We start from the raw sequence: 21,595 nt of genomic DNA, 5'->3' as shown, positions 1-21,595 counted from the left end.
CTATGAGCCAGATGTTATCCACCGTCAGCGAGCAGCTACTGGCCCCAGGCGGCTTGACCCTGGACAGCCTGCAAAGTGTGCTGGGTGAATTGGCCGGCCCAGGCATCGACGCCGCCGACCTGTACTTTCAGGGCCAGATTTCGGAAACCTGGGCGCTGGAGGATGGGATTGTCAAAGAAGGCAGTTTCAACCTCGATCAGGGGGTCGGTGTCCGTGCCCAGGCCGGCGAAAAAACCGGCTTTGCCTACAGCAATGCCATCAATCTCGAAGCCTTGACCTCTGCCGCGCGCGCCGCGCGATCGATTTCCCGTGCCGGGCAGAACGGCACGGTTCAGGCATTCCGTGCCCAGGACGTGACCACTCTCTACCCGGCGGATAATCCATTGGACGTGCTCAGCCGTGCCGAGAAGGTCGAGCTGCTCAAGCGTGTCGATGCCGCCACCCGTGCACTGGACCCGCGTATCCAGCAGGTCAGCGTCAGCATGGCCGGCGTCTGGGAGCGGATCCTGGTCGCGGCCGCCGATGGCAGCCTGGCGGCCGACGTACGGCCCCTGGTGCGCTTCAACGTCAGCGTCATCGTCGAGCAGAACGGCCGTCGCGAACGCGGCGGGCAGGGCGGCGGCGGGCGCACCGACTATCGCTTCTTCACCGAGGAGCGGGTGATGGGCTATGCCCGCGAGGCACTGCGCCAGGCGTTGGTGAACCTGGAGGCCGTTGCTGCGCCTGCCGGCACCCTGCCCGTGGTGCTGGGGCCTGGTTGGTCCGGCGTGCTGTTGCACGAGGCGGTTGGCCATGGCCTGGAAGGCGATTTCAACCGCAAGGGCAGTTCGGCATTCAGCGGCCGAATCGGCCAGAAGGTCGCGTCCAGCCTATGCACCATCGTCGATGATGGCACCTTGGAAGGCCGACGTGGCTCCTTGAGCGTGGACGACGAAGGTACGCCGACCGAGTGCACCACCCTGATCGAAAACGGCGTGCTCAAGGGCTACATGCAGGACAAGCTCAATGCGCGCCTGATGGGCATGGCGGTGACGGGTAACGGCCGACGGGAATCCTATGCCCACTTGCCGATGCCGCGCATGACCAACACTTACATGCGGGCCGGTGAAAGCGACCCGCAGGAGATCATCGCGTCGGTGAAGAAGGGCATCTACTGCGCGAATTTGGGTGGCGGACAGGTGGACATTACCAGCGGCAAGTTCGTGTTTTCGACCAGCGAGGCCTACCTGATCGAGGATGGCAAGATCACCGCCCCGGTCAAAGGCGCGACCTTGATTGGCAATGGCCCGGAGGCGATGAGCCGTGTGTCGATGGTCGGCAACGACCTGTCGCTCGACAGTGGGGTAGGGACATGCGGCAAGGACGGGCAGTCCGTGCCGGTCGGTGTAGGCCAACCGACCTTGAAACTCGATGCGATCACGGTGGGTGGTACCGGGGCGTGAGGGTTGGCTGGGGCCGCAAGGCGGCCCCGCCGCGATCAGCGCAGCCCGCGCTGCAGCTCGTCCAGATCGCGAATGTACTTGAACACCTTGCGCGAAGCGGCAGGGGGTTTGTTCCTGGCCTTTTCGTGCTGGGCATGGCGCACCAGCGAGCGCAGCTGCTGGCGGTCGGTCTCCGGGTATTCGTTGACGAACCGTTCGAGGTCCTCGTCGTTGCCGTCGATCAACCGATCACGCCAGCGTTCAAGGCCGTGAAAACGCTCGTTGTACTGGCGGGTGGAGCTGTCCATCTGTTCCAGCAGGGCGTGAATGGCGTCCAGGTCCTGTACACGCATCAGCTTGCCGACGAACGACATGTGGCGTTTGCGAGCCCCATGCGCGGTGTGCTTGCTGGCTTCGGCCAATGCCTTGCGCAGTTCATCGGTCAAGGGCAGGCGCGCCAGGGTATCGGCCTTGAGGGTGGTGAGCCGCTCGCCGAGTTCGACCAGCGCATGCAGTTCGCGCTTGATCTGGGTTTTGCTTTTTTCGCCGTCGAAGGCGTCGTCGTTTGAATCAACCATGGTGGCAGTCCGCTAAAGATCGCCGCCATGATAACCAGTCGGGGGCCGCTTGTCCGGCCCGGCCGTTGAATGGCCCTTGCCGAACGCAGAATTCTGAGTGGAGAAAACCATGAGTGCAGTCCAGAGTATCGGCCCGAACGATCTGCCAGCCTTGCAAGAGCAGGTCGAAGCGATCATTGCCGAGGCCCGCCGCCAGGGTGCCAGCGCCTGCGAAGTGGCGGTGTCGCTGGAGCAGGGCCTGTCCACCACGGTCCGCCAGCGCGAGGTCGAGACGGTTGAGTTCAACCGTGACCAGGGCTTTGGTATCACCCTGTACGTCGGGCAGCGCAAAGGCTCGGCCAGCACCTCGGCCAGTGGTTCGGACGCCATTCGCGAAACCGTCGCAGCTGCGCTGGCCATTGCCAAGCACACCTCCGAGGACGAATGCGCCGGGCTTGCCGACGCCGCCCTGATGGCCCGCGATGTTCCGGACCTCGACCTCTACCACGACTGGAACCTGGAGCCGGAGAAGGCCATTGAAATGGCCTTGGCGTGCGAAGCTGCGGCCTTCGACGCTGATCCTCGAATTCTCAACGCCGATGGCACCTCGCTCAACACCCACCAGGGGTGCAGGGTGTATGGCAACAGCAACGGCTTTGTCGGTGGCTACGCCTCCACCCGTCACAGCCTGAGCTGCGTGATGATCGCCGAGGGCGATGGGCAGATGCAGCGTGACTACTGGTACGACGTCAATCGCCAAGGTAACCTGCTGGCTGACCCGCGCAGCATCGGTATCCGCGCCGCCCAACGCGCCGCCAGTCGCCTGGGCGCACGGCCGGTGCCGACCTGTGAGGTGCCGGTACTGTTCTCGGCCGAATTGGCAGGCGGGCTGTTCGGCAGCTTCCTGTCGGCGGTTTCCGGTGGGAACCTGTACCGCAAGTCCTCCTTCCTTGAAGGCGCCCTCGGCCAACAGTTGTTCCCGGCCTGGCTGACCTTGGACGAGCGCCCTCACATCCCGCGCGCGTTGGGCAGCGCAGCCTTCGATGGTGATGGCCTGGCAACCTACGCCAAACCGTTCGTGGATAAGGGCCAGCTGGTGTCCTACCTGCTCGGTACCTACTCGGGGCGCAAACTGGGTCTGCCCAGTACCGCCAACTCAGGCGGCGTGCACAACCTGTTCGTCACCCATGGCAGTGAAGACCAGGCCGCGTTGATCCGACGCATGGGGCGCGGCCTGCTGGTCACCGAATTGATGGGCCATGGCCTGAACATGGTGACAGGGGACTATTCCCGTGGCGCGGCCGGTTTCTGGGTCGAGAATGGCGAGATCCAGTACGCCGTCCAGGAAGTCACCATCGCGGGCAACATGAAGGACATGTTCAAGCAGATCGTGGCGATTGGCAGCGACCTGGAGACCCGCAGCAACATTCATACAGGCTCGGTGTTGATCGAGCGGATGATGGTTGCCGGTAGTTGATCCTCTTCATGTGAAGCCGTTGGGGCCGCGCAGCGGCCCCTTTTTTTTCGCGGCAGAAGATCAAGCGGCGGCCCCTTCACACCATCTATGGGTTGAATTGATTCTGTTTATCAATTAATAATGAATATCATTTCACAGCTGCACGATGATGATGTTCATGACGACCGCCCTTCGCGAACTGCCCTATCTTGAAAACTGGCGCTGGCTCAGTCGCCGGATCCGCTGTGCGCTCGAGCCCGATGAGCCGCGCCTGATCGAACATTACCTGGCGGAAGGGCGTTACCTGGTGTGTTGCACCCAGACGTCACCCTGGACGGTGGCATTGACCTCCTTCCGCCTGCTGCTCGATACCGCCTGCGACCGCATGCTGCCTTGGCACTGGCGCTGCCAGTGCCTGGATCAGGCCTGGCGGCCACTGTTGATCCTGCGCAACCTCGACCGACAGGAACAGAACCAGCGCTGGCAGCCCTATGCCCTGCAACTGGCCAATTGCCGTTTGCTGCCCTCGATTTCCCCCGATGAATTGATGCAAGGACCCGATGATGATCAATACCCGCATCGAGCGTGACAGCATGGGCGAGTTGCACGTGCCGGCAGACGCGCTGTACGGCGCGCAGACCCAGCGTGCGGTCGACAATTTCCCCATCAGTGGCCAGCGCATGCCTGCCCAGTTCATACGCGCGCTGCTGCTGGCCAAGGCAGCGGCGGCTAACGCCAACGTCGAACTGGAGCAGTTGTCTGAGCAGCAAGGCCAGGCGATCGTCACGGCCGTACAGCAACTGCTGGCAGAAGACTTCAGCGTGCATTTTCCGGTCGACGTGTTCCAGACCGGTTCCGGCACCAGTTCCAACATGAACGCGAACGAAGTGATTGCAACGCTGGCCAGCCGGGTCGCGAGCGAAGCGGTCAATCCCAATGACCACGTCAATTGCGGGCAGAGCAGCAATGACATCATTCCTACCACCATTCATGTGAGCGCAGCCCTGGCGCTCCACGAGCAACTGCTGCCAGCGCTGAGCCACCTCGTGCAGGTGATCGAAGCCAAGTCGATCCAGGTTCGTCCCTATATCAAGACAGGCCGTACGCACTTGATGGATGCCATGCCTGTGCGCATGAGCCAAGTGCTCGATGGCTGGGCGGCGCAGGTCGCTGGTGCCAAGGCGCACATAGAGGCCACCTTGCCTAGCCTGCAGGCCCTGGCCCAGGGCGGCACGGCCGTGGGCACCGGGATCAACGCCCATCCTGATTTCGCAGCCGGCTTCGCCCGTCACCTCAGCGCGTTGACGGGCGTAGCGTTTCGCCCTGCTCAGAATCTGTTTGCCCTGATCGGCTCCCAAGACACTGCCGTTGCACTGTCTGGCCAGCTCAAGACCACGGCGGTGGCGTTGATGAAGATCGCCAACGACCTGCGCTGGATGAACTCGGGGCCCTTGGCGGGCTTGGGTGAAATCGAGCTGCAGGGCTTGCAACCTGGCTCGTCGATCATGCCTGGAAAGGTCAATCCGGTGATTCCTGAAGCCACCGCCATGGTCGCCGCTCAGGTCATCGGCAATGACGCAACGATCGCGGTAGCGGGGCAGTCCGGCAACTTCGAGCTCAATGTCATGTTGCCGGTCATCGCCCGTAACCTGCTCGAAAGCATCGAGCTGATGGCCAATGTCAGCCGGTTGCTGGCAGACAAAGCCATTGCCACATTCAAGGTCAATGAAAACAAACTCAACGAGGCGTTGGCGCGTAACCCGATCCTGGTCACGGCACTGAACCCGATCATTGGTTACCTCAAGGCAGCCGAGATCGCCAAGGCCGCTTATGCGCAAGGGCGGCCCATCATCGATGTGGCGCTGGAGCACACCGACCTTTCCCGTGATCGGTTGCAGGCCTTGCTGAATCCGGAAAAGCTGACCGCCGGTGGTATCTGAACAGCGCAATGGCCCTGGAGGCTCGTCATGCAGCACTGGAAACGCATCACGCAAGTCGCCAATCAGCTGTTCTCGCAAGGTGAGCTGGTGGATGCTCGCGAACACTACCTCCAGGCCCTGGCATTGGCCCAAGTGCTGTTCACGCGCTGGGAGGATGCCGATCAAGCCGTGGCCTCATTGGTGATCGCGCATCACAACCTGGCCGACCTGCACCTGCGTCTGCAGCAGCCCCATGAAAGCGCCGATTACCTGTGCGCCGTGCACCAACGGCTGTTGCAGGCCAGTCAGGACGTGTGCCTGCCACGGGCGCTGCGTGATGCCGCACTGCGCCACAGCGCCCGTACCTACACCGAGTTGTTGAGTTTCATCGCCGAACACGGCCAGTACCCGCGCACCGAGCACCTGCTCAACCGACACAGCGCCTGTTCACTTCAACCTGCCCACGGAGTCCATTGACATGCCTCATGCATTGCCTGCACTGCCCTACGCCTACGATGCGCTGGAACCGCACATCGACACGCAGACCATGGAGATCCATCACACCAAGCATCACCAGACGTACGTCAATGGCCTCAACGCAGCGGTCGAGAACAGTGAATGGGCCGACTGGCCGGTGGAAAAGCTGGTGGCGCAGGTCGAGCAGTTACCTGAAAACCTGCGAGGCGCCGTGACCAACCATGGCGGCGGGCATGCCAACCACAGCCTGTTCTGGACGGTGATGTCCCCCCGTGGTGGAGGCGAGCCCCAGGGCGAAGTTGCCCGTGCCATCGACACACAATTGGGTGGCTTCGAGGCATTCAAGGAAGCCTTCACCAAGGCCGCGCTCACCCGCTTCGGCAGTGGTTGGGCCTGGCTGAGCGTTACCCCGCAGCGGACCCTCGTGGTCGAGAGCAGTGGCAACCAGGACAGCCCATTGATGCATGGCCACACACCGATCCTCGGCCTGGACGTCTGGGAGCACGCGTACTACCTGAAGTATCAGAACCGTCGGCCTGAGTACATCGGGGCCTTCTACAACGTCATCGACTGGGCGCAAGTGAATCGCCGCTACCTCGATGCCATGAAATGAGCCAGGCAGGTATGCGCGCCGAAGTCATGTCCGTCAGCAGCGTGCGCCTGTTCAGGCTGGCGCTTGGAACCCTGTTGCTGCTGGCGGGTACCGCGCTGCTGGTGGCGCGCGCATTTGCCTGGCTCGACCTGGACCCACGTATGTTGCGCGCGCTTGAGGGCGGCGCGCTGTGCGCGTTGGGGACGGCCCTGGGTGCGGTGCCGGTACTGGTTATCCGCACCATGCCCGTGGCATTGGCCGATACACTGTTGGGCTTTGGTGCTGGCGTCATGTTGGCGGCCACGGCCTTCTCGCTGATAGTGCCTGGGTTGGAGGCCGCTCAGGCCATTGGTTTTGGTGCATGGGGAGCCGGCGGCCTCATCAGCGCGGGCCTGCTGGCAGGCGCGTTGTGCCTTTACCTGGTGGACCTGAAACTCTCGCCAGGCTTGTCCTCAGGGCTGACCCCTGACGAGCCGGTCATCGCTTCGCGCGTGTGGCTGTTCGTGTTCGCCATCATCGCCCACAACATTCCAGAGGGCATGGCCATAGGCGTGTCTGCAGGCGGGGGCATGGCAGATGCCGACAGCCTGGCAATGGGCATCGCCTTGCAGGATGTACCGGAGGGGCTGGTCATTGCGCTGGTGCTCGCCGGGGCTGGCATGTCGCGCTTCAAGGCCTTTCTCATCGGCGCCGTCTCCGGTCTGGTGGAGCCCGTGGCAGCCGTTATCTGCGCCTGGCTGGTGAATGTGGCGCAACTGCTGTTGCCCCTGGGCCTCGCCTGCGCTGCAGGGGCGATGCTGCTGGTCGTGACCCAGGAAATCATCCCCGAATCACGCAGCCACGGTAATCACCGCCTGGCCAGCCTGGGGCTGTGCATCGGTTTCTGCCTGATGATGGTGATGGATACCGCGATGTCCTGAAGCGCCCGCCAGACTGCGGGCGTGAGGAGGAGGGCGTCACGCTTGGCGACGGCCGATGTGAAACGCCTGCTGGCCGTGCCGAGGGCTTACTCCCCCTCGTCGAAATAGTTGTTGATCAACTCGACCAGTGCCTCCATGGCTTCACTGTCCTGCTCGCCTTCGGTGTGCAGGTAGACCTGAGTGCCTTTGCCCGCCGCCAGCATCATGACCCCCATGATGCTCTTGCCATCGACCAGCTTGTCCGGGGCACGACCTACCTTGACCTGGCAGGGAAAGCGACCGGCAACCCCGACGAATTTGGCTGCCGCCCGGGCATGCAGACCCAGTTTGTTGATGATGGTGATTTCGCGGGCGGGCATGAGCTGGCGGATCCTTGGGCTAGAGGTCGCGGTGGCGAACCTGGACGTTTTTCAAAGATTGCTGGAGCAACTGGCCCAGCCGTTCGGTGAGGTACACCGAGCGATGATGGCCGCCAGTGCATCCGATGGCAATGGTGACATAGGCACGGTTGCTGGCGGCGAACCGTGGCAGCCACTTGAGCAGGTAGCTGGAAATATCGGTGAACATCTCTTCGACGTCCGGCTGAGCCGCGAGGTAGTCGATGACGGGTTGTTCAAGGCCGGAATGCTCGCGCAGTTCTGGCTTCCAGTATGGGTTGGGCAGGCAGCGCACGTCGAACACCAGATCGGCATCGACCGGCATGCCCCGCTTGAAGCCGAATGACTCCACCAGAAAAGCCGTACCCGGTTCTGGCTTGTCCAACAAGCGCAGCTTGATAGAGTCACGCAGCTGATAGAGATTCAGGCGGGTGGTGTCGATCTTGAGATCGGCCAGGTCAGCTATCGGCCCCAGCAAATCCCGTTCGACGCGAATCGCCTCGGCCAGTGAGCGATCGGCATTGGTCAACGGGTGGCGTCGGCGGGTTTCGGAAAAACGCTTGAGCAGCGTGTCTTCGTCGGCATCGAGGTACAGCACGTCGCACTGGATGTGACGAGCACGCGCTTGTTCGAGCAGTTCGGGAAAGCGCGACAAGTGGCTTGGCAGGTTGCGTGCGTCAATCGATACGGCAACCTTGGGCTGCGGCAATTCGGTGTTGAGCAGCGCGCTTTCCGCCAACTGCGGCAGCAGCCCGGCGGGCAAATTGTCGATGCAGTAGAAACCGTTGTCTTCGAGGACATCGAGGGCCGTGCTCTTACCGGAGCCGGACCGGCCACTGACGATGATCAAGCGCATGTTCAATGCTCGTTCTGTACGTCCAGGACGACCTGGAACAAGGCCTCGCTGCTCTGGGCTGCACGCAGGCGATCACGAACGTCCTTGCGATCGAGCATGCTGGCTATCTGGCGCAGCAGTTCCAGATGAGCATCGGTGGCCGCAACCGGAACCAGCAGAACGAAAAGCAGGTCCACGGGCGCGCCATCGATCGCGTCATAATCGATGGGGGCGTCAAGGTGCAGAAGGGCGCTGACCGGTGAGGAGCACCCTTCGAGGCGGCAATGGGGGATGGCGATGCCATTGCCGAAACCAGTGGAGCCCAGCTTTTCGCGGGCCACCAGTTTTTCGAAGACGTCTTGCATCTCAAGTTCAGGTACTTGATCGGCAATCAGGGTGGCGACCTTTTCCAGGGCGCGCTTCTTGCTGCCGCCCGGCACGTTCACGAGGGAACGGCCGGGGGTCAGGATGGTTTCAAGTCGGATCATGGATGAGGGGGATCAGCGGGCTGCTGCACCTTGCAGCAGGCTTTGCTGTTTTTCCTTGTGTTTTTTCAGTTGGCGGTCGAGCTTGTCGGCCAAGGCGTCGATGGCTGCATACATGTCTTCGTGTTCGGCGTTGGCTACCACTTCACCGCCAGGAATCTGCAAGGTCGCTTCGACCTTCTGCTGCAGCTTCTCGACTTTCATGATGACCTGCACGTTAGTGATCTTGTCGAAGTGACTCTCCACGCGGGCGAGCTTTTCGAGCACGTAATCACGCAAGGGTTGGGTGACTTCTACATGCTGTCCACTGATATTGACTTGCATACAGCTTCTCCTTTTGTTGCCCGTGCATCAAAGAGGCAGGTGTTGCACCTGCCACACAAACGCGGTGGCACATCTCAGGGGCTACATCAATCGCTTGCGCTCGCTCGAGGGTGCGATACCCAGGGACTCGCGGTACTTGGCGACAGTGCGACGGGCGACCTGGATGCCTTGTGCCTCCAGTAAACCAGCGATCTTGCTGTCACTCAATGGCTTTTTCTGATTTTCCGCCGCAACCAGTTTCTTGATGATCGCGCGGATCGCCGTGGACGAGCATTCCCCGCCTTCGGAGGTGCTGACGTGGCTCGAGAAAAAGTATTTCAGCTCGTAGATGCCGCGGGGGGTGTGCATGTACTTCTGGGTGGTGACCCGGGAAATGGTCGACTCGTGCATGCCCACAGCTTCTGCGATGTCGTGCAGCACCAGCGGCTTCATCGCCTCGTCGCCGTGGTCCAGGAAACCGCGCTGATGCTCGACGATCTGCGTAGCCACCTTCATCAAGGTTTCGTTGCGGCTTTGCAGGCTCTTGATGAACCAGCGGGCTTCCTGCAACTGGTTGCGCATGAAGGTGTTGTCGGCACTGGTGTCGGCGCGGCGTACGAACCCGGCGTATTGCGCGTTAACGCGCAGGCGTGGCACCGCCTCCTGGTTCAGTTCCACCAGCCACCGCTCGCTGTCCTTGCGCACGATCACATCCGGCACCACGTACTCGGGCTCACTGGACTCGATCTGCGACCCTGGGCGAGGGTTGAGGCTCTGCACCAGTTCGATGACCTGGCGCAGCTCATCTTCCTTGAGTTTCATGCGGCGCATGAGCTGGCTGTAGTCGCGGCTTCCCAGCAGGTCGATGAAGTCGCTGACCAGGCGCATGGCCTCGGTCATCCACGGGGTGCTGGCCGGCAGCTGGCGCAGTTGCAGCAACAGGCATTCGCCCAGCGTGCGGGCGCCGACACCAGCAGGTTCGAATTGCTGGATACGATGCAGCACTGCCTCGACTTCATCCAGCTCGATGTCGAGCTCAGGGTCGAACCCTGCACAAATCTCTTCCAGACTGTCTTCCAGATAGCCCTGATTGTTGATGCTGTCGATCAAGGTGACTGCAATGAGCCGGTCGGTGTCGGACATCGGCGCCAGGTTCAACTGCCACAGCAGATGGCTTTGCAGGCTCTCGCCAGCCGAAGTGCGGGTGGTGAAATCCCACTCGTCGTCGTCATTGCTTGGCAGGCTGCTGGCACTGGTCTGGTAGATGTCTTCCCAGGCGGTGTCGACAGGAAGCTCGTTGGGGATGCGTTCGTTCCACTCGCCGTCTTCGAGGTTTTCGGCGCTGGCAGTGGTTTCCTGGAAGCTGTTGTCCTGGACGTCGCTGGTCGGTTTGTTCTCGGCGTTGTCCGCCATGGGGTCGGTGTTGTCGAAGTCGTCGCCGTCTTCCTGGCGCTCGAGCATCGGATTGGACTCCAGGGCTTCCTGGATTTCCTGCTGAAGGTCCAGGGTGGAAAGCTGGAGCAGGCGGATGGCCTGTTGCAACTGCGGTGTCATCGTCAGTTGCTGGCCCATTTTTAGGACGAGCGATGGTTTCATGGCAGATGCTTTGTACCTTGTTCGCCGGCGCACATGCGCCTTCCACTACACGAGGGCGCCGGGGCGCCATTTCAAGCAAGATTTATGCCTTAAATTGTAGCGTTTGCCTAGAGCACTGTAACAACTTGGCCCGACTTGGGGGCGTCTTTGTTCGTGCCCAAGGCGCGCGTCGTGATCAAAGCCTGAACTCGTGCCCCAGGTAAACTTCTTTCACCAGGTCATTGGCCAGGATGGTCTGGGCATCGCCCTCGGCGATCAGGCGGCCGTCGTTGACGATGTAGGCCGTTTCACAGATATCCAGCGTTTCACGCACGTTGTGGTCCGTGATCAGCACACCGATGCCCTTGGCTTTGAGGTGATGAATGATCTGCTTGATATCACCGACCGAAATGGGGTCCACGCCTGCGAAGGGCTCGTCGAGCAAGATGAATTTTGGAGAGGTTGCCAATGCCCGGGCAATCTCGACACGCCGCCGCTCGCCGCCGGACAGGCTCATGCCCAGGTTGTCGCGAATGTGGCTGATGTGGAATTCCTGAAGCAGGCTTTCGAGCTCCTGGCGCTGGCCCTCGCGATCAAGATCCTTGCGGGTTTCCAGGATCGCCTTGATGTTGTCGGCCACCGACAGCTTGCGGAAGATCGACGCTTCCTGCGGTAGATAGCCGATACCGGCCCGGGCGCGACCGTGCATGGGCTGGTGGCTGACATCGAGGCTGTCGATCAGCACGCGCCCCTGATCGGCCTGAACCAGGCCAACGATCATGTAGAAGCACGTAGTCTTGCCGGCGCCATTGGGGCCGAGCAGGCCGACGATCTGACCGCTGTCGATCGACAGGCTGACGTCTCGCACGACCTGGCGGCCCTTGTAGCTCTTGGCCAGGTGCTGGGCTTTGAGGGTTGCCATTTACTCGGCCTTCTTCTTGGGCTGGATCACCATGTCGATACGCTGACGTGGCGTGGTTACGTTGCCACCCCGACCGGCAGTGGCCACTTGTGTCTGGGTGTTGTAGACGATTTTCTCGCCTTCGGTGGTGTTGCCTTCGTTTTCCACCTTGGCTCGGTCGGTGAGCACCACCAGGTCTTTCTGGGCCTGGTACTGGATGGTAACGCCCCAGCCTTTCATCTTGTCCGCCTTGGACGCGCTTTGTTGCTGCTCGAAATAGGCCAGGTTGCCCACCGAGGTCACCACGTCGATGTCGCCACCGTTCGTGCGAGTGATGGTTACGGTGTTGCCTTTGATCATCATAGAGCCCTGGGTGATGATCACGTCACCGGTATAGGTGGCCACGCCTTTCTTGTCGTCCAGGTGCGCATTGTCGGCCTGGATGCGAATCGGCTGGTCACGGTCGTTCGGCAGGGCGAGGGCGCTCGCGCTTCCCAGTGCTGCGCTCAGGCTGAGCAAAAGGGGGAGGGTTTTAACGAGCCTCATACTGTCCTCTTACGTTAGAGAGCAGGTCCATCCTGCCTTCTTTCAGGTACGCTTTCATTCCTTTGCCCGTGGTCGTTCCACCGGCGCCGTCGATTCTAACGGCTTGCTCGGTCTGCGCATATTGCTTCTGCGGGAACACGGTCATGCGCGAGCTGGTGATGATGGTCTCACGCTTCTGTTCGTCAGTGCGGGCAACCCGCACATTGTCGATCAACTCGACCTCGCTGCCGTCGGGGTTGACCTCGGCGCGGGTGCTTTGTACATGCCACGGAAACGCCGTGCCGCGGTACAGGTGCAAGTCCGGCGTGGTCAACATCGTGACCTCGCTGGCCTTGAGATGTTCGACTTTGTCGGCGGTCATTTCGTACTGGAGCCTGCCGTCGGGCAGGAACTGGACGCTGTGGGCGTTGATGGCGTAGTAGTCGATGGCGCTCTCGTCGACCTGGGCGACTGGCTTCTCCAGGAAGCTCTCCGGGCTGACGTTCCAGTAGCCGACGGCCACCAGCAGGGCCGCAATGGCCCCGAGCAGCACGATGTTTCTGGCTTTCTTGCTGAACATGGGCAACCTTACAGGTAGTTGGCGTTGGCAGCATCCAGGGTGCCCTGGGCCTGCATGATGAGTTCGCAGAATTCACGTGCGGCGCCTTCGCCGCCGCGGGCCTGGGTCACGCCGTGAGCGTGCTCGCGCACGAACGGCGCCGCGTTGGCGACGGCCATGCCCAGAGCTACGCGCCGAATGACCGGCAAGTCCGGCAGGTCATCGCCAAGGTAAGCCACCTGATCATAGCTCAGGCCCAGCTCGGCGAGCAGGCCGTCGAGCACCACGAGTTTGTCTTCGCGCCCCTGATACAGATGCGCGATGCCGAGGTTCTTCGCCCTGCGCTCGACGACCGGTGTCTTGCGCCCACTGATGATCGCGGTCGTAACGCCAGACGCCATCAGCATCTTGATGCCGTGCCCGTCGAGGGTATTGAAGGTCTTGAACTCGCTGCCGTCTTCAAGAAAATAGAGACGCCCGTCGGTGAGTACACCATCGACGTCGAAGACCGCCAGCTTGATGGCCTTGGCGCGTTGCATCAGATCCTGATTCATCGTGGAGCTCCTCACAGTACGCCAGCGCGCAGCAGATCGTGCATGTTCAGGGCGCCGGTGGGGCGGTCGTGGGCGTCCACCACCACCAGTGCGCCAATCTTGTTGTCTTCCATGATTTTCAACGCTTCGGCGGCCAGCATTTCGGCCCGGGCGGTCTTGCCGTGTACCGTCATCACCTCCTCGATCAAGGCGGTGCGCACATCGATGTTGCGGTCCAGGCTGCGGCGCAGGTCGCCGTCGGTGAAGACGCCGGCCAGCGTGCCATCGTCTTCGATGATCACGGTCATGCCCAGGCCTTTGCGGGACATTTCAAGCAGGGCGTCCTTGAGCAGTGTGCCGCGCGTCACCTTGGGCAGGTCGTCGCCGGCATGCATCACGTTCTCGACCTTGAGCAGCAACCTGCGCCCCAGCGCACCGCCGGGGTGGGAGAAGGCAAAATCCTCGGCGGTGAACCCCCGTGCTTCGAGCAGGGCGATGGCAAGGGCATCCCCCAGCACCAGCGAGGCGGTGGTGGAGGATGTGGGCGCCAGGTTCAACGGGCAGGCTTCCTGGGCGACGCTGGCGTCGAGATTGACGTCGGCGGCCTGGGCCAGGGACGAGGCCGGGTTGCCGGTCAGGCTCACCAGCTTGATGCCCAGGCGCTTGATCAGTGGCAAGAGGGTGATGATTTCGGCAGTACTGCCAGAGTTCGACAGCGCGAGAATCACGTCGTCGCGGGTGATCATGCCCATGTCGCCATGGCTGGCTTCGGCCGGGTGCACGAAGAAGGCCGGTGTGCCGGTACTGGCCAGGGTGGCGGCGATCTTGTTGCCGATATGCCCGGACTTGCCCATGCCGACCACCACGACCCGGCCTTTGCTGGCCAGGATCAGCTCGCAGGCCTTGACGAAGTCGTCGCCGATACGCTCGATCAGGGCCGTGACGGCCTCGAGTTCCAGGCGCAGGGTGCGTTGGGCGGATTGGATCAGCTCGCTGGATTGGCTCATGTCGAAAAAGCAGTGTCTGATAAAAAGGCGGCGATTATAGCGGTAATGATTGAAACCCTCACGCTTTCGATTGTCGTAGGCAATATCCCCAAACGCTGTCGACTAGCTGAACAGCGGGCGGTACGGCCTTGGGGCGGCGTTCAGAGCGGTGTTATAGTTCGCGGCTATTCGGCCTGGCCCGGGGCGTGTGCCTTCCCGATGAAGGCTGACGTCCACTAGGACAGGGCTGCACTAGCAAGGAGTCTAGATGAGTGTGGATAGCGCCTGCGCGGTCGAGTTGAAGGGGGTTACCTTCAAACGCGGTTCACGCAGCATTTTCAACAATGTCGACATCCGTATCCCACGCGGCAAGGTCACCGGCATCATGGGGCCATCGGGTTGCGGCAAGACCACGTTGCTTCGTCTGATGGGTGCGCAACTGCGCCCTGCAAGTGGGGAAGTGTGGGTGGCCGGGCAGAACCTGCCGGCGCTTTCGCGCAGTGACCTGTTCGATGCACGCAAGCAGATGGGCGTGCTGTTCCAGAGTGGCGCCCTTTTCACCGACCTCGATGTCTTCGAAAACGTGGCGTTCCCCCTGCGCGTGCACACACAACTGCCGGACGAGATGATTCGCGACATCGTGCTGATGAAGCTGCAGGCGGTGGGCTTGCGCGGCGCCATCGACCTGATGCCGGACGAATTGTCCGGCGGCATGAAGCGGCGCGTGGCCCTGGCCCGGGCCATCGCCCTGGACCCGCAGATCCTCATGTACGACGAGCCCTTCGTAGGCCAGGACCCGATCGCCATGGGGGTGCTGGTGCGCTTGATTCGCCTGCTCAACGATGCCCTGGGCATTACCAGCATCGTGGTGTCCCATGACCTGGCAGAAACTGCCAGCATCGCCGACTACATCTATGTGGTGGGCGATGGCCAGGTGCTGGGGCAAGGTACGCCGGACGAATTGATGGGTTCCGATAACCCGCGCATTCGCCAGTTCATGAAAGGCGATCCCGATGGCCCCGTGCCGTTCCATTTCCCCGCGCCCGATTACCGCGCCGACCTGTTGGGGGCGCGCTGATGCGTCAGAAATCCATTCTTGAGCGTGTGCGCCTGCTGGGGCGCTCGTCCATTGACGTGCTGGCGGTGCTAGGGCGGTCCTGCCTGTTCCTGTTCCATGCCCTGGTTGGGCGCGGCGGCATCGGCGGCGGCTTCCAACTGCTCACTCGCCAGCTGTATTCGGTGGGTGTGCTGTCCCTGGCCATCGTGGTGGTCTCGGGCATGTTCATCGGCATGGTGCTGGCCCTGCAGGGCTACAGCATCCTCACCAAGTACGGCTCCGAGCAGGCGGTGGGGCAGATGGTTGCCCTGACCCTGCTGCGCGAACTGGGCCCGGTGGTGACCGCCTTGCTGTTCGCGGGCCGAGCCGGTTCCGCCCTGACGGCCGAGATCGGCAACATGAAGTCCACCGAGCAGCTTTCCAGCCTCGAGATGATCGGCGTAGACCCCCTCAAATACATCGTTGCGCCGCGCCTTTGGGCAGGGTTCATCTCATTGCCGTTGCTGGCGCTGATCTTCAGCGTAGTGGGGATCTGGGGTGGCTCGTGGGTGGCGGTCGACTGGCTGGGCGTCTATGAAGGGTCTTTCTGGGCCAACATGCAGAACAGTGTCTCCTTTACCGACGATGTGCTCAACGGGTTGATCAAGAGCCTGGTGTTCGCCTTCGTCACCACCTGGATTGCCGTGTTCCAAGGGTATGACTGCGAGCCCACTTCCGAAGGGATCAGCCGTGCCACTACCAAGACCGTGGTCTATGCCTCGCTGGCTGTACTGGGTCTGGACTTTATTCTGACCGCTTTGATGTTTGGAGATTTCTGATGCAAAACCGCACCCTGGAAATCGGTGTCGGCCTGTTCCTCCTGGCCGGCATTCTGGCGTTGCTGATGCTGGCCCTGCGCGTCAGTGGCCTGTCGGCCAGCCCCGCCACCGATACGTACAAAGTTTATGCCTACTTCGACAATATCGCCGGTTTGACTGTCAGAGCGAAGGTGACCATGGCCGGCGTCACCATCGGCAAGGTCACCGCCATCGACCTGGACCGTGATTCGTACACCGGTCGGGTGACGCTGCAACTGGACAAGTCGGTGGATAACCTGCCGACCGACTCCACGGCGTCGATCCTGACTGCCGGGCTGCTTGGCGAGAAATACATTGGCATCAGCGTGGGCGGTGAGGAAGAGGTGCTCAAGGAGGGTGCGACCATTCACGATACCCAATCGTCGCTGGTACTCGAAGACCTGATTGGCAAGTTCCTGCTCAACTCCGTTGGCAAGGAACCCAGAGACGCGCAACCGGACAACTGAGGAGTTTCCATGATATCGATTCTGCGACGTGGCCTGCTGGTTCTGCTGGCGGCTTTCCCCTTGCTGGCCGTGGCGGCACAATCGCCCCACGATGTGATCCAGAGCACCACCAACGAATTGCTGAGTGACCTGAAGGCCAACAAGCAGCAGTACAAGGCCAACCCCAATGCGTTCTACGAGTCGCTCAATCGGATTCTCGGCCCGGTGGTCGATGCCGACGGTATCTCCAGGAGCATCATGACCGTCAAGTATTCGCGCAAGGCCACGCCCGAGCAGATGCAGCGCTTCCAGGAAAACTTCAAGCGCAGCCTGCTGCAGTTCTACGGCAATGCCCTGCTTGAGTACAACAACGAAGGAATCGTGGTCGACCCGGCCAAGGCCGATGATGGCAAGCGTGCCAGTGTTGGCATGAAGGTCACCGGTAACAACGGTGCGGTGTACCCGGTGCAGTACACGTTGGAGAACATCGCTGGCGAGTGGAAGGTGCGCAATGTGATTGTCAACGGCATCAACATCGGCAAGCTGTTCCGTGATCAGTTCGCCGATGCCATGCAGCGCAATGGCAACAACCTGGACAAGACCATCGACGGCTGGGCCGGCGAAGTGGCCAAGGCCAAGCAGAGCGCCGACAGCTCCCCGGAGAAGGCTGTCAAATGAGCCCGGCCGCCACCGCAAGCATGAACGAGCCTGGCGTACTGCGCCTGGCCGGCGTGCTGGACTACCGCAGTGGCCCTGCGCTGCGCAAGCAGGGCCAGGCGCTGATCAAGGCCAGCGGTGATGCGCAGCTGATCATCGACTGCACGGCCGTCGAGCATTCCACAAGCGTGGGCCTGTCGCTGTTGCTGGCTTTCATGCGCGATGCTCAGGCCGCTGGCAAGCGTTGCCAGGTGCAGGGCCTGCCTGATGACATGCGTGACATCGCCCAGGTTTATGACCTCGACGAGGTGCTGGCGAGCTGAAGCGCTGGCGGTAGAATCGCCCCTCGGTCAGTGAACTCCCTCGTTGGGCTTCGCAGGCGAGGGGCTTTTTTGTATGATGGCCGACCCGTGCGCATCGGGCGCCGATTGAGGTTGAGCATGCAGGCCCTAGAAGTTAAAAGCTTCCTTGAAGAAAAATTGCCGGGTTCCCGGGTCGAAGTTGAAGGCGAAGGCTGCAACTTCCAGTTGAACGTGATCAGCGACGAGCTGGCTGGCCTTAGCCCGGTCAAGCGTCAGCAGGCGATCTACGCCCACCTCAATCCATGGATCGCCAATGGCAGCATCCATGCGGTAACCATGAAATTTTTCAGCAGCGCAGCTTGGGCTGAGCGCACCTGAGCCACAAGGCGGCGAGATTCCAAATGGACAAACTGATTATCACTGGTGGCGCTCGTCTTGACGGCGAGATCCGCATTTCGGGTGCGAAAAACGCCGCCCTGCCAATCCTGGCCGCCACCTTGCTGGCCGATGGCCCGGTCACCGTAGGCAACCTGCCGCACCTGCACGACATCACCACCATGATCGAGCTGTTCGGGCGCATGGGCATCGAGCCTGTGATCGACGAAAAGCTGGCTGTGGAAATCGACCCGCGCAGCATCAAGACCCTGGTAGCGCCGTATGAGCTGGTCAAGACCATGCGTGCCTCCATCCTGGTGCTCGGCCCCATGGTTGCCCGCTTCGGTGAAGCCGAAGTGGCGTTGCCTGGCGGTTGCGCCATCGGCTCACGCCCGGTCGACCTGCACATCCGCGGCCTGGAAGCCATGGGCGCAACGATCGAAGTCGAGGCCGGCTACATCAAGGCCAAGGCGCCCGAAGGCGGGCTGCGCGGCGCGCACTTCTTCTTCGATACCGTCAGCGTGACCGGTACCGAGAACATCATGATGGCCGCAGCCCTGGCCAAGGGTCGCAGCGTGTTGCAGAACGCCGCGCGCGAGCCTGAAGTGGTCGACCTGGCCAACTTCATCAATGCCATGGGCGGCAACGTGCAAGGCGCAGGCACCGACACCATCACCATCGATGGCGTGGAGCGTTTGGGTTCGGCCAACTACCGGGTCATGCCCGACCGTATCGAGACTGGTACCTACCTGGTCGCCGCTGCCGTGACCGGTGGCCGCGTCAAGGTCAAGGACACCGATCCGACCATCCTTGAAGCGGTGCTGGAAAAACTCAAGGAAGCCGGTGCCGACATCAGCACCGGTACCGACTGGATCGAGCTGGACATGCACGGCAAGCGGCCCAAGGCCGTCAACCTGCGCACCGCGCCCTATCCTGCCTTCCCGACCGACATGCAGGCGCAGTTCATCTCGCTCAACGCCATCGCTGAAGGCACTGGCGCCGTCATCGAGACGATCTTCGAAAACCGCTTCATGCACGTGTATGAAATGCACCGCATGGGCGCGCAGATCCAGGTCGAGGGCAACACGGCCATCGTCACTGGCGTCAATGCGCTCAAGGGCGCCCCGGTCATGGCCACCGACTTGCGCGCCTCGGCCAGTCTGGTACTGTCGGCCCTGGTAGCCGAAGGGGACACCCTGATCGACCGCATCTACCACATCGACCGTGGTTACGAATGCATCGAGGAAAAACTGCAGATGCTGGGCGCGAAGATCCGTCGCGTGCCGGGCTAGGAGCCCGTTGGCGCAGTGCAGGGAAGCGTGCAGCCTCGCTTGCCCTGCCTGTGCCTCATGAATTGAATGCCGCCAGGTCGTTGACCTGGCCAGCAGTAGCCGCTTAAGGACTGACGTTCCAATGCTGACCATCGCGCTTTCCAAAGGCCGTATTCTCGACGATACCCTGCCGTTGCTGGCCGAAGCCGGTATCGTACCCACCGAGAACCCGGACAAGAGCCGCAAGCTGATCATTCCCACCACGCAGGACGACGTGCGCTTGCTGATCGTGCGTGCCACCGACGTGCCGACCTATGTCGAGCATGGCGCCGCCGACCTGGGCGTGGCTGGCAAGGACGTGTTGATGGAGTACGGCGGCCAAGGTCTCTACGAACCGCTGGACCTGCAGATTGCCCGCTGCAAGCTGATGACCGCCGGGGTGGTTGGTGCGCCAGAGCCCAAGGGGCGTCTGCGGGTGGCCACCAAGTTCGTCAACGTGGCCAAACGTTACTATGCCGAGCAAGGCCGTCAGGTCGACATCATCAAGCTGTACGGCTCCATGGAGCTGGCGCCGCTGATCAACCTGGCCGACAAGATCATCGACGTGGTCGATACCGGTAACACCTTGCGTGCCAACGGCCTGGAACCCCAGGAGATGATCGCCGACATCAGCTCCCGCCTGGTGGTCAACAAGGCCTCCATGAAAATGCAGCACCCCCGCATCCAGAGCCTGATCGACACCCTGCGTAAAGCGGTCGAATCGCGACACCGCGGCTGACTTCTGCGCGCGACCTTCGCTGTCGCGCCCGTCTATCCGCGTCATAGCCACTTTTCTCAGGTGCCCGCGCGGATGGACTGGTAGCCTAGGGCGCCTGAGCATTCGTCATCAACCGAGGCCCTCGCCATGACCGTGTCCACTGCAATTGCCCGTCTCAACGCTGCTGACCCGGACTTCGCCCGACATCTGGATCATCTGCTGAGCTGGGAGAGTGTGTCCGATGAGGCGGTCAACCAGCGCGTGCTCGACATCATCAAGGCTGTGCGCGAGCGCGGCGACGACGCCCTGGTGGAGTTCACCCAGCGCTTCGATGGCCTGCAAGCCGACTCGATCCAGGACTTGATCCTCGATCGTCAGCGGCTCGAGCTCGCACTGACCCGCATCACTGACACCCAGCGTGCGGCCCTTGAAAAAGCCGCCGAGCGCGTGCGTCTTTACCACGAGCGGCAAAAACAGGACTCCTGGCAGTACACCGAAGCCGATGGCACCGTGCTGGGCCAGAAGGTCACCCCGCTGGATCGCGCCGGGTTGTACGTGCCTGGCGGCAAGGCGTCCTACCCCTCATCCGTGCTGATGAACGCCATTCCCGCGAAGGTGGCGGGTGTGGGCGAGGTGGTCATGGTGGTGCCTACACCGCGTGGCGAGGTCAACGAACTGGTGCTGGCCGCGGCCTGTATCGCCGGTGTCGATCGCGTGTTCACCGTCGGTGGCGCCCAGGCCGTGGCTGCTCTGGCCTATGGCACTGCCAGCGTGCCCAAGGTCGACAAGATCGTCGGCCCGGGCAACATCTATGTCGCCACGGCCAAGCGCCATGTGTTCGGGCAGGTCGGGATCGACATGATCGCCGGCCCCTCCGAGATCCTCGTGGTGTGTGACGGCCAGACCGATCCAGACTGGATCGCCATGGACCTGTTCTCCCAGGCCGAGCACGACGAGGACGCCCAGGCCATCCTGGTGAGCCCGGACGCTGCATTCCTCGACCGTGTCGCGGAAAGCATCGACAAGTTGCTGCCGACCATGGAGCGGGCCGACATCATCGAAAAGTCGGTCAATGGGCGGGGGGCATTGATCCAGGTGCGCGACATGCAGCAGGCCATCGAGGTGGCCAACCGTATCGCGCCCGAGCACCTCGAGTTGTCAGTGGCAGATCCACAGGCGTGGTTGCCGCACATCCGTCACGCTGGCGCCATTTTCATGGGGCGTCACACCAGCGAGGCACTGGGTGACTACTGCGCGGGTCCGAACCATGTACTGCCCACCTCTGGCACTGCACGCTTCTCGTCCCCGCTCGGGGTCTATGACTTCCAGAAGCGTTCATCGATCATCTTCTGTTCGGAGCAGGGCGCTTCCGAACTGGGGCGCACGGCCTCCGTGCTGGCCCGCGGCGAGTCGCTGACCGCCCACGCGCGCAGTGCCGAATACCGCATTCTGACTACCGAGAAGGGGAACTGA

Annotated in this window: 27 protein-coding genes; 16 read left to right on the top strand and 11 right to left on the bottom strand. The window is 61.9% G+C overall.

Annotated elements, in window-relative coordinates; translation table 11 throughout:
• Positions 1 to 2 precede the first annotated feature (2 nt).
• A complete protein-coding gene (tldD, locus tag MOP87_RS16585) occupies positions 3 to 1,442 on the top strand; it encodes a metalloprotease TldD (RefSeq protein ID WP_028687050.1) in 1,440 nt (479 codons plus the stop codon).
• A gap of 35 nt (positions 1,443 to 1,477) precedes the next feature.
• On the opposite strand, the gene yjgA is transcribed toward tldD, so the two are convergent.
• Positions 1,478 to 1,999: a ribosome biogenesis factor YjgA gene (yjgA, locus tag MOP87_RS16580; RefSeq protein WP_023533376.1), complete on the bottom strand. Its 522-nt coding sequence runs from the start codon at positions 1,997 to 1,999 to the stop codon at positions 1,478 to 1,480.
• 109 nt (positions 2,000 to 2,108) lie between these two features.
• Here yjgA and pmbA point away from each other — a divergent pair, with 109 nt between their 5' ends.
• From pmbA to MOP87_RS16550, 6 genes are all read left to right on the top strand, one after another.
• Positions 2,109 to 3,455: a metalloprotease PmbA gene (gene pmbA / locus MOP87_RS16575; RefSeq protein ID WP_027913735.1), complete on the top strand. Its 1,347-nt coding sequence runs from the start codon at positions 2,109 to 2,111 to the stop codon at positions 3,453 to 3,455.
• Between the two features lie 148 nt (positions 3,456 to 3,603).
• Positions 3,604 to 4,023, top strand: a complete 420-nt coding sequence (locus MOP87_RS16570) for a hypothetical protein (RefSeq protein WP_027913736.1) — start codon at positions 3,604 to 3,606, stop codon at positions 4,021 to 4,023.
• A complete protein-coding gene (locus tag MOP87_RS16565; protein WP_088523090.1) occupies positions 3,998 to 5,374 on the top strand; it encodes a class II fumarate hydratase in 1,377 nt (458 codons plus the stop codon). The genes MOP87_RS16570 and MOP87_RS16565 overlap by 26 nt, the downstream gene beginning before the upstream one ends.
• A 27-nt stretch (positions 5,375 to 5,401) precedes the next feature.
• Entirely contained in the window at positions 5,402 to 5,830 is a 429-nt protein-coding gene (locus MOP87_RS16560; RefSeq protein ID WP_028687053.1) for a hypothetical protein, read from the top strand.
• Position 5,831: 1 nt separating this feature from the next.
• Positions 5,832 to 6,443, top strand: coding sequence for a superoxide dismutase (locus tag MOP87_RS16555; protein WP_110606869.1), 612 nt, complete (start codon positions 5,832 to 5,834; stop codon positions 6,441 to 6,443).
• An 11-nt stretch (positions 6,444 to 6,454) separates the two neighbouring features.
• Complete coding sequence (locus tag MOP87_RS16550) at positions 6,455 to 7,342, top strand: ZIP family metal transporter (protein WP_242810553.1); 888 nt, start codon at positions 6,455 to 6,457, stop codon at positions 7,340 to 7,342.
• An 86-nt stretch (positions 7,343 to 7,428) separates the two neighbouring features.
• Here MOP87_RS16550 and MOP87_RS16545 read toward each other — a convergent pair whose 3' ends face one another.
• The 10 genes from MOP87_RS16545 to MOP87_RS16500 form a co-directional block, all read right to left on the bottom strand.
• A complete protein-coding gene (locus MOP87_RS16545) occupies positions 7,429 to 7,701 on the bottom strand; it encodes an HPr family phosphocarrier protein (protein WP_078479052.1) in 273 nt (90 codons plus the stop codon).
• Between the two features lie 19 nt (positions 7,702 to 7,720).
• A complete protein-coding gene (gene rapZ, locus MOP87_RS16540; RefSeq protein WP_023533444.1) occupies positions 7,721 to 8,575 on the bottom strand; it encodes an RNase adapter RapZ in 855 nt (284 codons plus the stop codon).
• Between the two features lie 2 nt (positions 8,576 to 8,577).
• The gene (gene ptsN, locus MOP87_RS16535; protein ID WP_027913742.1) at positions 8,578 to 9,042 is read right to left on the bottom strand and encodes a PTS IIA-like nitrogen regulatory protein PtsN; all 465 of its coding nucleotides are present in this window, start codon (positions 9,040 to 9,042) and stop codon (positions 8,578 to 8,580) included.
• Between the two features lie 12 nt (positions 9,043 to 9,054).
• Positions 9,055 to 9,363: a ribosome-associated translation inhibitor RaiA gene (raiA, locus tag MOP87_RS16530; protein ID WP_003255135.1), complete on the bottom strand. Its 309-nt coding sequence runs from the start codon at positions 9,361 to 9,363 to the stop codon at positions 9,055 to 9,057.
• Positions 9,364 to 9,444: 81 nt separating this feature from the next.
• Positions 9,445 to 10,938 carry an RNA polymerase factor sigma-54 gene (locus MOP87_RS16525; RefSeq protein ID WP_023533448.1) on the bottom strand — a complete coding sequence of 498 codons (1,494 nt, stop codon included), beginning with the start codon at positions 10,936 to 10,938 and terminating at the stop codon, positions 9,445 to 9,447.
• A gap of 175 nt (positions 10,939 to 11,113) precedes the next feature.
• A complete protein-coding gene (gene lptB, locus MOP87_RS16520) occupies positions 11,114 to 11,839 on the bottom strand; it encodes an LPS export ABC transporter ATP-binding protein (protein ID WP_027913743.1) in 726 nt (241 codons plus the stop codon).
• Positions 11,840 to 12,364, bottom strand: a complete 525-nt coding sequence (gene lptA, locus MOP87_RS16515) for a lipopolysaccharide transport periplasmic protein LptA (RefSeq protein ID WP_023533341.1) — start codon at positions 12,362 to 12,364, stop codon at positions 11,840 to 11,842.
• The gene (gene lptC, locus MOP87_RS16510) at positions 12,351 to 12,923 is read right to left on the bottom strand and encodes an LPS export ABC transporter periplasmic protein LptC (protein ID WP_028687057.1); all 573 of its coding nucleotides are present in this window, start codon (positions 12,921 to 12,923) and stop codon (positions 12,351 to 12,353) included. The genes lptA and lptC overlap by 14 nt, the downstream gene beginning before the upstream one ends.
• Before the next feature lie 8 nt (positions 12,924 to 12,931).
• Positions 12,932 to 13,456 (bottom strand): HAD family hydrolase, encoded by a 525-nt coding sequence (locus MOP87_RS16505; protein ID WP_027913745.1) that lies wholly within the window; start codon positions 13,454 to 13,456, stop codon positions 12,932 to 12,934.
• Between the two features lie 11 nt (positions 13,457 to 13,467).
• Positions 13,468 to 14,442, bottom strand: a complete 975-nt coding sequence (locus MOP87_RS16500; RefSeq protein WP_027913746.1) for a KpsF/GutQ family sugar-phosphate isomerase — start codon at positions 14,440 to 14,442, stop codon at positions 13,468 to 13,470.
• 247 nt (positions 14,443 to 14,689) lie between these two features.
• On the opposite strand from MOP87_RS16500, the gene MOP87_RS16495 reads away from it, so the two are divergent.
• The 9 genes from MOP87_RS16495 (at position 14,690) to hisD (ending at position 21,595) form a co-directional block, all read left to right on the top strand.
• The gene (locus MOP87_RS16495; RefSeq protein ID WP_023533446.1) at positions 14,690 to 15,499 is read left to right on the top strand and encodes an ATP-binding cassette domain-containing protein; all 810 of its coding nucleotides are present in this window, start codon (positions 14,690 to 14,692) and stop codon (positions 15,497 to 15,499) included.
• A complete protein-coding gene (gene mlaE, locus MOP87_RS16490; protein ID WP_023533432.1) occupies positions 15,499 to 16,296 on the top strand; it encodes a lipid asymmetry maintenance ABC transporter permease subunit MlaE in 798 nt (265 codons plus the stop codon). The genes MOP87_RS16495 and mlaE overlap by 1 nt, the downstream gene beginning before the upstream one ends.
• Positions 16,296 to 16,781: an outer membrane lipid asymmetry maintenance protein MlaD gene (gene mlaD, locus MOP87_RS16485; RefSeq protein WP_027913748.1), complete on the top strand. Its 486-nt coding sequence runs from the start codon at positions 16,296 to 16,298 to the stop codon at positions 16,779 to 16,781. Before mlaE ends, mlaD begins: the two co-directional genes overlap by 1 nt.
• A 9-nt stretch (positions 16,782 to 16,790) precedes the next feature.
• On the top strand, positions 16,791 to 17,438 hold the full coding sequence (locus MOP87_RS16480; RefSeq protein WP_027913749.1) for an ABC transporter substrate-binding protein: 648 nt from the start codon (positions 16,791 to 16,793) through the stop codon (positions 17,436 to 17,438).
• The gene (locus tag MOP87_RS16475; RefSeq protein ID WP_027913750.1) at positions 17,435 to 17,740 is read left to right on the top strand and encodes an STAS domain-containing protein; all 306 of its coding nucleotides are present in this window, start codon (positions 17,435 to 17,437) and stop codon (positions 17,738 to 17,740) included. The genes MOP87_RS16480 and MOP87_RS16475 overlap by 4 nt, the downstream gene beginning before the upstream one ends.
• Positions 17,741 to 17,857: 117 nt before the next feature.
• Positions 17,858 to 18,097 (top strand): BolA family protein, encoded by a 240-nt coding sequence (locus MOP87_RS16470; protein WP_019471361.1) that lies wholly within the window; start codon positions 17,858 to 17,860, stop codon positions 18,095 to 18,097.
• 23 nt (positions 18,098 to 18,120) lie between these two features.
• Positions 18,121 to 19,386 (top strand): UDP-N-acetylglucosamine 1-carboxyvinyltransferase, encoded by a 1,266-nt coding sequence (murA, locus tag MOP87_RS16465; RefSeq protein WP_027913751.1) that lies wholly within the window; start codon positions 18,121 to 18,123, stop codon positions 19,384 to 19,386.
• 121 nt (positions 19,387 to 19,507) lie between these two features.
• Positions 19,508 to 20,143, top strand: coding sequence for an ATP phosphoribosyltransferase (hisG, locus tag MOP87_RS16460; protein WP_242809818.1), 636 nt, complete (start codon positions 19,508 to 19,510; stop codon positions 20,141 to 20,143).
• 126 nt (positions 20,144 to 20,269) lie between these two features.
• The gene (hisD, locus tag MOP87_RS16455; RefSeq protein ID WP_110606866.1) at positions 20,270 to 21,595 is read left to right on the top strand and encodes a histidinol dehydrogenase; all 1,326 of its coding nucleotides are present in this window, start codon (positions 20,270 to 20,272) and stop codon (positions 21,593 to 21,595) included.

This window comes from Pseudomonas sp. I3-I5, assembly GCF_022699445.1.
GTDB lineage: Bacteria > Pseudomonadota > Gammaproteobacteria > Pseudomonadales > Pseudomonadaceae > Aquipseudomonas > Aquipseudomonas fulva.
The sequence above is the reverse complement of the archived record's forward strand: the minus strand, read 5'-3'. Positions and strand labels throughout refer to the sequence as shown.

Excerpts from the sequence above, each read along its gene's own strand:
- hisD (WP_110606866.1), top strand. The coding sequence starts at position 20,270 with ATGACCGTGTCCACTGCAATTGCCCGTCTCAACGCTGCTGACCCGGAC.
- hisG (WP_242809818.1), top strand. The coding sequence starts at position 19,508 with ATGCTGACCATCGCGCTTTCCAAAGGCCGTATTCTCGACGATACCCTG.
- MOP87_RS16525 (WP_023533448.1), bottom strand. The coding sequence starts at position 10,938 with ATGAAACCATCGCTCGTCCTAAAAATGGGCCAGCAACTGACGATGACA.
- MOP87_RS16570 (WP_027913736.1), top strand. The coding sequence starts at position 3,604 with ATGATGTTCATGACGACCGCCCTTCGCGAACTGCCCTATCTTGAAAAC.
- rapZ (WP_023533444.1), bottom strand. The coding sequence starts at position 8,575 with ATGCGCTTGATCATCGTCAGTGGCCGGTCCGGCTCCGGTAAGAGCACG.
- pmbA (WP_027913735.1), top strand. The coding sequence starts at position 2,109 with ATGAGTGCAGTCCAGAGTATCGGCCCGAACGATCTGCCAGCCTTGCAA.
- lptA (WP_023533341.1), bottom strand. The coding sequence starts at position 12,364 with ATGAGGCTCGTTAAAACCCTCCCCCTTTTGCTCAGCCTGAGCGCAGCA.
- MOP87_RS16560 (WP_028687053.1), top strand. The coding sequence starts at position 5,402 with ATGCAGCACTGGAAACGCATCACGCAAGTCGCCAATCAGCTGTTCTCG.
- raiA (WP_003255135.1), bottom strand. The coding sequence starts at position 9,363 with ATGCAAGTCAATATCAGTGGACAGCATGTAGAAGTCACCCAACCCTTG.
- tldD (WP_028687050.1), top strand. The coding sequence starts at position 3 with ATGAGCCAGATGTTATCCACCGTCAGCGAGCAGCTACTGGCCCCAGGC.
- MOP87_RS16555 (WP_110606869.1), top strand. The coding sequence starts at position 5,832 with ATGCCTCATGCATTGCCTGCACTGCCCTACGCCTACGATGCGCTGGAA.
- MOP87_RS16470 (WP_019471361.1), top strand. The coding sequence starts at position 17,858 with ATGCAGGCCCTAGAAGTTAAAAGCTTCCTTGAAGAAAAATTGCCGGGT.
- lptC (WP_028687057.1), bottom strand. The coding sequence starts at position 12,923 with ATGTTCAGCAAGAAAGCCAGAAACATCGTGCTGCTCGGGGCCATTGCG.
- murA (WP_027913751.1), top strand. The coding sequence starts at position 18,121 with ATGGACAAACTGATTATCACTGGTGGCGCTCGTCTTGACGGCGAGATC.
- MOP87_RS16500 (WP_027913746.1), bottom strand. The coding sequence starts at position 14,442 with ATGAGCCAATCCAGCGAGCTGATCCAATCCGCCCAACGCACCCTGCGC.
- MOP87_RS16475 (WP_027913750.1), top strand. The coding sequence starts at position 17,435 with ATGAGCCCGGCCGCCACCGCAAGCATGAACGAGCCTGGCGTACTGCGC.
- MOP87_RS16495 (WP_023533446.1), top strand. The coding sequence starts at position 14,690 with ATGAGTGTGGATAGCGCCTGCGCGGTCGAGTTGAAGGGGGTTACCTTC.
- MOP87_RS16480 (WP_027913749.1), top strand. The coding sequence starts at position 16,791 with ATGATATCGATTCTGCGACGTGGCCTGCTGGTTCTGCTGGCGGCTTTC.
- yjgA (WP_023533376.1), bottom strand. The coding sequence starts at position 1,999 with ATGGTTGATTCAAACGACGACGCCTTCGACGGCGAAAAAAGCAAAACC.
- mlaE (WP_023533432.1), top strand. The coding sequence starts at position 15,499 with ATGCGTCAGAAATCCATTCTTGAGCGTGTGCGCCTGCTGGGGCGCTCG.
- MOP87_RS16505 (WP_027913745.1), bottom strand. The coding sequence starts at position 13,456 with ATGAATCAGGATCTGATGCAACGCGCCAAGGCCATCAAGCTGGCGGTC.
- mlaD (WP_027913748.1), top strand. The coding sequence starts at position 16,296 with ATGCAAAACCGCACCCTGGAAATCGGTGTCGGCCTGTTCCTCCTGGCC.
- MOP87_RS16565 (WP_088523090.1), top strand. The coding sequence starts at position 3,998 with ATGATCAATACCCGCATCGAGCGTGACAGCATGGGCGAGTTGCACGTG.
- MOP87_RS16550 (WP_242810553.1), top strand. The coding sequence starts at position 6,455 with ATGCGCGCCGAAGTCATGTCCGTCAGCAGCGTGCGCCTGTTCAGGCTG.
- MOP87_RS16545 (WP_078479052.1), bottom strand. The coding sequence starts at position 7,701 with ATGCCCGCCCGCGAAATCACCATCATCAACAAACTGGGTCTGCATGCC.
- ptsN (WP_027913742.1), bottom strand. The coding sequence starts at position 9,042 with ATGATCCGACTTGAAACCATCCTGACCCCCGGCCGTTCCCTCGTGAAC.
- lptB (WP_027913743.1), bottom strand. The coding sequence starts at position 11,839 with ATGGCAACCCTCAAAGCCCAGCACCTGGCCAAGAGCTACAAGGGCCGC.